This is a genomic window from Phocaeicola coprocola DSM 17136 (assembly GCF_000154845.1).
Lineage (GTDB): Bacteria > Bacteroidota > Bacteroidia > Bacteroidales > Bacteroidaceae > Phocaeicola > Phocaeicola coprocola.
Map to the genome: position 1 here is coordinate 24,499 of NZ_DS981453.1, position 7,819 is coordinate 32,317.

Here is a 7,819-nt window from a genome sequence, read left to right on the forward strand (position 1 = left end):
CTTCTTCTACGGAAGCGTCTTTTACATTAACTCATTAGTGTCCCGTTAAAATCGGGACGAATTAAATATTAATCAAACAACCCCGGGAAAAGGGGATTTAATTGCTCTTTGACATCATTGAAATTAGTCTTATTGAACAACTCTTGTAAAGGTGTTTTATCCGTTAATGAAATGCTCAAAATCTGTAGGACCTCATAGGTCGAACGGCTTAAGTGCAAATCATGTTGGATAATAGCTACCAAACAATAAGTGATAATAGCCACACTTATCTGAATACGGACTGCGTTTTCTGTGGTGCCCCAGAACCTTTTGATTTTAAGGTGCTGCTTCAACCATTTGAAGAACAGTTCTACAAGCCATCTCTTTTTATAGAGATTAGCTACATCAAGTGCAGATATATGTTTGGCATTTGTCAGGAAGGTAAATTCACGATCATCTTCTTCATCATAGAACCTGATAATCCTGAATGATTCCGGATACTTCTTTTCAGAGGTATATCCTGATAATTTCACTTCAGCATCAGATAGTATATTCTTTGGTAGTCTGCGTTTCCATTTGCAGAACTTAAATTTAAGATTCGACTTGGCTCTTACGACAAAGAAAGAGCCAGTAAGATGAATCCGATATAGTTCCTTAAACGAATCATACGCTCTATCAAAAATATAGTATGCATTTGGTTCATAATGAATTGCAGACATTGCTGTTGAGTCATGTTTTGAAGCTGTGGTTACTGTAAAAAAAGCCGGAACCTGAGCCTCAATGTCATAAAGGACATGTGCCTTGACTCCACCTTTTTTACTTCGAAATTTAGCCCAAGGAAATGTTGCCAAACATAACGGAATGGTGGTTGAATCAAAAGCGTACTTCTTTCCTTCGATATCCAGAATATGAGTAGCTCGTTTATCACTGGCTTCTTTCATCATGAAGAATGCAAAATCTTCAAAGATTCTGTAATCCCTATTTTGGTTAGCTGATGCAAGTGTGGTTTTGGCCAAGGGTTCACGACCCAATCCCAAATGATAACACTTGGCTTGATGTGCTTCCAATGCAACAATCAGGTCGCGTAGGCTCTCACGATTGCTTAGCTGTCCGACATCATAGCAAGAAGCTGGTTCCAGCAAGTGAAATGTTTGACGTAACGATTTCCATCGTATTTGTCCACGATTCTTCTGAATTTATTGTTGTTCAAAAACTCTACCAATTGAGCGAAAACATATTTGTCTTGATTCATTTGAAGCCATTTGATTTGGTTTCAAAGGTACAATTTCAAATCGTCGCGCTTTACAAATAGAGTATAATAAGCTATATTTCAGTTATTTCAAAGAACTATTTATCCACTTTTACGGGACAGTAATGACATTAACTGATGAGATTGGAGTATCTGCCAAATCATCATCATAAAAGAATTGATACTGAGATTGTGATTGAATTTGCTTAATCATTGTCCCCAGTTGGGCATTGGATAAAGCAATATTCAACTGCGCTGACGCAAACTGTGAAGGCACAGCAAATAGCGTCGACAGCAATAACGCCCGAAGTAATTTTTTCGAGCACTTGCAAGAGTTTTTGCTTCTCATACCTGCTTTTTTAAGGTTATACATTAAGTTATTTAATTTATTTCGTTTTTATATATTCTTGAACGAATAAAATTCGACTATATAACAAGTATACCTATGAAAAACACTTACTCTTACAAAGATATTTTTGAGAATTTTTCTACTTTTTTCTTATTCTTATGTGGCTTTTTCTGACTTTTTTGCCCTTTACGTCCTTATCCAAAGCCAAAAATGTATCTAATTGTTGTTAAATAAGTAGATTTATCTTTAATTGATTATGTGTTGTGAAAGGTAAAAACTACGGTTAAAATCTTTTGGAGGAATGCTTTTGTCCCTCCTTTATAAGATTTATCTAGATGTTTTCTGAAAAGTTATATAAAAGACCCCGGATTGGGTACAAAAAATTAAACTTTTGTACCTGATCCGGGATATATAAGGATTAATAGACATCTAATGATATTTTTTGAGGACTTTCTTTGGGGCTTTCAGGAATATTTTTTCCATTAACTGAAGATTGGGTAAGGTTTATACATTCAGTATTCATCAAATAATAAGGATATTGTGCCTCTTTTACATGGAAGTTATCAATGTTTATGTTGCGGATTTTATATTCTTCATTGCCGTCCATAAAAATTGCATAGTTATCAGCTGTGCCGGCGCTTACATTACTTATCTGAAAATCTTCATAAAGTGCCTGATGATTTCCACCACGGAAGCCGAAATAATTTGTTTCGAAACGTAGAATGGCTCCTTTTGCTCGTTCTACCGTAATGCTGTCAACGACAACATTGCGTATATATCCTCCTCGGTCCCGATTTGATTTGAAGTAAATAGCATTTTTTACGGTTCCAATTTCTATATTGTTCATATATACATCAGATGCTCCTCCAGACATTTCACTACCAATACAAAGTCCATTACATTCCGAGTGAAAAATACAGTTACGGATTACAATATTACGTGAAGGACGTCCTATATATCGTCCGTCGGTATCTCGTCCGGATTTGATGGCGATAGCGTCGTCTCCCGTACGGAAGGTACAGTTTTCAATCAGGACGTTAGTTGTCGATTCCGGATCACATCCGTCATTATTCGGAAAGTGACTGTCTATGGTGACTCCGCGTACTATCACATTGTCACAATATACAGGATGGATTGTCCAAAAAGGAGAATCTTTAACAGTAATTCCCTCTATCAGGACACGTGAGCATCCATAAGGCTGTATGCAAGAGGGGCGTAGAACGGTACCTTCTCCAAAAATACGTTCGTGTACAGGTACTAGTTTATCTCCCATTTCACGGAGCCGGTCACGATCGTTGGCTTCTATTTTACTCCATGCTGCAAATTCAAGTCCTCCTTGTGCATCGATTGTTCCTTTTCCTGTGATAGCAATATTATTAGCATGATAAGCATAAATCATAGGTGAATGTCCATAAAGTTCTGTTCCTTCCCAGCGAGTGAGGACAACGGGAAGAAAATCGGAAGATTTACCACTGAATTGCAGGTATGCTCCCTCTGCTAAATTCAGATTGACATCACTTTTCAGATGTAACGGACCATTAAGGAAATAATGTCCTTCTGAAATCTTTACTGTTCCGCCTCCTGCAACCGAACAAGAATCAATTACTGCTTGAAGTAAAGTCCGTGCACAGCTTGTATCTTGAGGTACATTTATCATAAATGTTCTGTCAGGAAATGAAGTGAGTGCGATATTGTTGATGATTTCCTCTTGAGGAGTAGGGGAAGCAATGGGTTGTTGTGGAGAACCGCATGCTGCGAAGATGCCACTACCCAGTACAAAAAGATATTTTACTAGTTTCATAATTGTTTATTATTTAATGTTTGTTTTGTATAGAAGGTCCGTCGTGTTCATATTGGAACCAGTCGAAAGCAACTTTTCCGTCAGCAGACTGGGTGTTATAACAATAGAGTCCAATCCTTACACCTTTCCAGTTGCCGAACTTCATATTGAAAGAAGTGCCTATTTCTTTGTATGATTTGCCATCTTGACTAGCTAGAAATTGATAGTTATTTTCCTTTGCGTCAGCTTCCAGACGTAAATAAATGTCTTCTCCAGAAATAGTTTCTTTTTGTTTTATGATACCGTCTTTTTCAAAATACAAAAATGTTTTGCCGTTCTGTTTTGCGATACCAATAAGATAATTTTCCTTACCTATGCAAGCCAGGCCGCAATACTGTCCTTCTGCTAGTTCTGTATAAATCATTTTTGTAGTTGCTGTTCCTTTGTATCCCATCGTTTTCTGTGTCAGTGTATTACGGGCTTGTTTAAAGCTACTGGCTCTTAATGCATGAAAGGTAAGCATTCCTTTTTGCTCGGTAAGCGACCATGCTTTATTTTCAGGATTATGGTTGAACTGCCATTGCAAGGATAGCTTTTCCGAAGAAAAGTCATCATCAGTTTGTGGGACTGTTATAATGCTCTGTTTACCAGTACGTGGTTTAGTCCAAACGGTTACAGGTTCACCGATGCCATTCATATCCATATCTACACCGATAACTGGCCAGCCATTTTTCCAGTGCATAGGTTGCAAATGTACCACTCTGCCCAATGGATTGTATTGTTGAAAATGAAAAAAGAACCATTCTCCATACGGAGTATCTACCATTGCTCCCTGATGAGGCCCGTTGATATTTGTGCTACCTTGTTCTAAAATAACTTTTTTCTCATATGGGCCATATATGTTTTTTGAGCGTAAAATAGTTTACCATCCTTCGGAAACTCCTCCCTCTGGTATACTTAAATAATAATAACCATTGATTTTATGTATTTTAGTTCCTTCTGCTACAGGTCCTGTGTATACAGTTCTTCCTTCATCGAGCAATTTGGTCCCGTCTGGACTCATCTTATGAATAATGATAGGCCCTGCACCATGAATACTTCTTCCAAGATATGCTTGCCCATCATCATCCCAAAAAGGACAAGGGTCTTCCCACTTTTCTACATGACAGACATTTACTAACGGACTCCATGGACCAGCAGGGTTTGTAGCATTCGACATAAATAATCCTTCGTCTGGGGTACAAAAGAAAACCCAGAACTTTCCATCATGATGACGGATTGAAGGAGCCCATGATCCTCCGGCATAGTGTTCGTTTGTATCCCACCCAGGAAAGTCGAAGCGTGAATATACTTGTGACAATAGTTTCCAGTTGACCATATCTTCAGATTCAAGGACTTGCATCCCTAAAAAATGGAAGTCGGATGCTACCATATAGTATTTATTTCCGACGCGGATAACATCCGGATCTGAGTAATCGGCATTCAGTATCGGATTTATATATGTTCCGTTGCCTTGATCTCCCCAGGTGTTAAGTGAAGTAGGAGAGGGAAGATAGGACTGTGCAAATGATACAATTGCACCTCCTATCCCAAATAGAAATAAAATAGTGTTTTTCATGTGTATTGTGTGTCTTATGATTAATATATATTCTCTAGTGACTGTATTATTTACTCCTTATATTATATATACTGATATTATAGTAAAATAAATTATAGCAGTCATTTATAACCTTTTCAGTGCTAGCTTAATTACTTTTTCTACAGCTGCATCAGGCTCTTCTTTTAATATTGCTGCCACTACCTTTTGTGATGGCGCTTGTGCAAATCCTAACATCGTCAATGCAGCTATTGCTTCTTCATAAATTTCATTGTTGGCGGTGATGCTAATAGGAGCTGATGTTGTTGATGTACCGATGTCTGTAGTTGAAATTTTGTCTTTTAAATCAACAATGATACGTTGTGCGGTTTTTAATCCGATTCCTTTGACGGTCTTTAGCAATTTATCGTTTCCGCTGCTTATTACATTACAAAGTTCAGAAGGTGTGAGAGCCGAAAGTATCATGCGGGCAGTATTTCCTCCTATACCTGATACGCTTATTAGTAACAGAAATAGTTCTCTTTCCTGCTTGGTAGCAAATCCATATAATATATATGCATCTTCTCTGATTGATTCATAAATATAAAGTTTGACTTCTTTTTTCCCCTGGATGGCAGAATAGGTGTTCAAGGACACATTAATACCATATCCTAAGCCGTTACATTCAATGACAGCCATTGCTGGCGTGATTTCGGTAAGTTCTCCTTTGATATATTCAATCATATTTTTCTGATAATTTATTGTTTTAATACAAAAATAGGCATAAGAAAGTTATAAATTGTAAGTTTGTGCAGATTTATTTCAAAATCACTGCCACAGTGTTTGTTTAGAATTGTTCTAATTTTGTATTTTTGCGGTGTTAAAATATAGAATTAATTCAATAGTTCGTTAAAAATTCGCCAAGCCTAAGCGGCTCTGGCAGTAAATAAAATGAGTTCTTTGAAAAGTTTGTCAATAACTTGCGGGTCTGGGTTAATCCCGAACACGCAAATAAATCGTTCAAGCATATAAGCATTGTGTATGAAAGACTTGCAAGAGGATATGGAATAGGCTATTCCGAGCCTCTTACATGCCGCTTTGGCCAAGTTGACAGCTGCGAGCGATGCATTGAAGTGAAAATCCAACTTCCTGAAGTCGGTTGACTGGCAGTTGGTGATTCCTGCATGCTGCTTGCCATCTCTAAAGCAAAATTCCAGTTGGAACCTGGTTCTGTAATAATCCAGCACCTCACGTCCATCCATGGAATCGTCTGTAGAGAAGTAAAGCTGCCACTTGTCTGTCCTCCCGTCCATCGGATACCAGACGGCTAAGGAAACATACCTTTTGAGAGCTTTTGCATATACCCTCAATCCGTATAGCTTTCCTTTGTTCACCTCGTATTCCTTGCACCGGGTCAAATCCAGATTGGCAAAGTCAATCCTGCCGTCAAACCACTTGGGATGACCACGTTTTCCTGTTTTCTGCTCCAATGTCGGATAGTACAGGATTACGTCATTCCGAAAGCGGCTGATGACATGGAAATCGTTCTCACACATAGGTGTTATGAATGTTTCCTTGGAAAAGAATGCGTCTGCAACCACCGTTCTGGACAGGCTCTGTAGCTTGTCTTTTCTACTGATAAGATAGCTGCTGTACCAGTCAACGAGGCTCTTGTCCATATTATCCAAGGTCTTACAATCCGGCGTCTGAATGGAACCTAAAGTCATGCATTCATGATTGTCGATGTCAATGACACCGATGCCCATGATTTCCAGTCCACGCTTGTATTCTCCTGCACAACCAGACCAGAAGTAACCTATCCAAGGTGTCTTCTTGCCTGATTTGGGAATATAGGAAGGATCGATGGCGATGGCTTTTCTTTTGCCTGTGAGATGCTTGCTGATGATAGAGCCGTTGAACGCAAACCAGTCGAAAGTTTCATGCTCAAAAAGGTTACGATAAGTCTGTTCTGAGAAACAGCCATATCTGCCCAATTGGAGGAAGTTTATACGATCCGGGATGGCCATGAATAATTTCATGGTGTCCATGAACGTTTTTTCAAAAGGTTTTTGTATATTCGCTACTGATTTGAGAGCCGACAGGCACTCGGATTGGTATTGCATAAGGAGTGTTTCTTTAGTCATAATCAGAAGAGTTCAGAGACTTCTAATTTACTAAGAAATAACGAATCATGCAATACTTTCATCCTTTATTATCAGCATGTTAGCTCTCCTTTTTCAGCACATTTCTTCATGCTTAACCATTCGTTTTTGACAACATTTCAATGACCTCTTTAGTGTTTCCGAACCAGCTTTTGCCGGTTCTGTTGTTTAACTTTTAATCTTTCGGTAAAAATTTACCGAAGTATTGCTATTTTTAATAAATGTTTTGATGTGAAAGATTGTGATTTCTGTTATGACTTCGGATTATATAATAATTGCGAATACAATAATAGGGTAATAATAGAAAGAAATAAGTTTAAAAAAATATTTGATATTTCTAATTCACACTTCAATAATGATAATATAATTCCAGTATCTATTTCTTACAATGAATTTTCATTGAAAGCAAAATTTGATGAAATATCATCAAATAGGGAAATAATTGTTGAAAAATGTATTTTTTCAGATGAAGTAGATTTTAGTGATTGCACATTCCGTAAGAAAATCGTAATCCTTAATTCCGCAACATAATTTGATAATTATTTTTATAAGTTCCTGAGCAACATTTTGTTGCCCAGGTTTTTGCCATGTCAGCGTTTTCACTTACCTAGTGTTGCGAATCCAAAGACAAAGAAAACCGCACAGGCATGGCAAAGGTAGCATAAAATCCGAAAGACTCACTCTTTTGGAGCATATTTCCAATCATGGAGCATTTACTTCCCTT

At 37.8% G+C, this 7,819-nt stretch carries 4 protein-coding genes and 2 pseudogenes; 1 reads left to right on the forward strand and 5 read right to left on the reverse strand.

Translation table 11 applies throughout. From position 1 onward, the window contains the following. Positions 1 to 68: 68 nt before the first annotated feature. The 5 genes and pseudogenes from BACCOP_RS03685 to BACCOP_RS03710 all read right to left on the reverse strand — a co-directional run bounded on the left by BACCOP_RS03685 (position 69) and on the right by BACCOP_RS03710 (position 7,077). Positions 69 to 1,231 (reverse strand): annotated as a pseudogene (locus BACCOP_RS03685) (IS4 family transposase). Between the two features lie 109 nt (positions 1,232 to 1,340). Beyond that, positions 1,341 to 1,577, reverse strand: coding sequence for a hypothetical protein (locus tag BACCOP_RS03690; RefSeq protein WP_148315640.1), 237 nt, complete (start codon positions 1,575 to 1,577; stop codon positions 1,341 to 1,343). A gap of 418 nt (positions 1,578 to 1,995) precedes the next feature. Beyond that, a pseudogene (locus tag BACCOP_RS21370) lies at positions 1,996 to 4,975 on the reverse strand (family 43 glycosylhydrolase). 105 nt (positions 4,976 to 5,080) lie between these two features. Next, a complete protein-coding gene (gene ruvA / locus BACCOP_RS03705) occupies positions 5,081 to 5,677 on the reverse strand; it encodes a Holliday junction branch migration protein RuvA (RefSeq protein ID WP_007566466.1) in 597 nt (198 codons plus the stop codon). 182 nt (positions 5,678 to 5,859) lie between these two features. After that, complete coding sequence (locus BACCOP_RS03710; RefSeq protein WP_007566468.1) at positions 5,860 to 7,077, reverse strand: transposase; 1,218 nt, start codon at positions 7,075 to 7,077, stop codon at positions 5,860 to 5,862. A gap of 249 nt (positions 7,078 to 7,326) precedes the next feature. On the opposite strand from BACCOP_RS03710, the gene BACCOP_RS20375 reads away from it, so the two are divergent. Further along, the gene (locus BACCOP_RS20375; RefSeq protein WP_157034738.1) at positions 7,327 to 7,626 is read left to right on the forward strand and encodes a hypothetical protein; all 300 of its coding nucleotides are present in this window, start codon (positions 7,327 to 7,329) and stop codon (positions 7,624 to 7,626) included. The last annotated feature ends 193 nt before the right edge of the window (positions 7,627 to 7,819 follow it).

Coding starts and splice junctions, on each gene's coding strand:
- BACCOP_RS03690 (WP_148315640.1), bottom strand. CDS start 1,577: ATGAGAAGCAAAAACTCTTGCAAGTGCTCGAAAAAATTACTTCGGGCG.
- ruvA (WP_007566466.1), bottom strand. CDS start 5,677: ATGATTGAATATATCAAAGGAGAACTTACCGAAATCACGCCAGCAATG.
- BACCOP_RS03710 (WP_007566468.1), bottom strand. CDS start 7,077: ATGACTAAAGAAACACTCCTTATGCAATACCAATCCGAGTGCCTGTCG.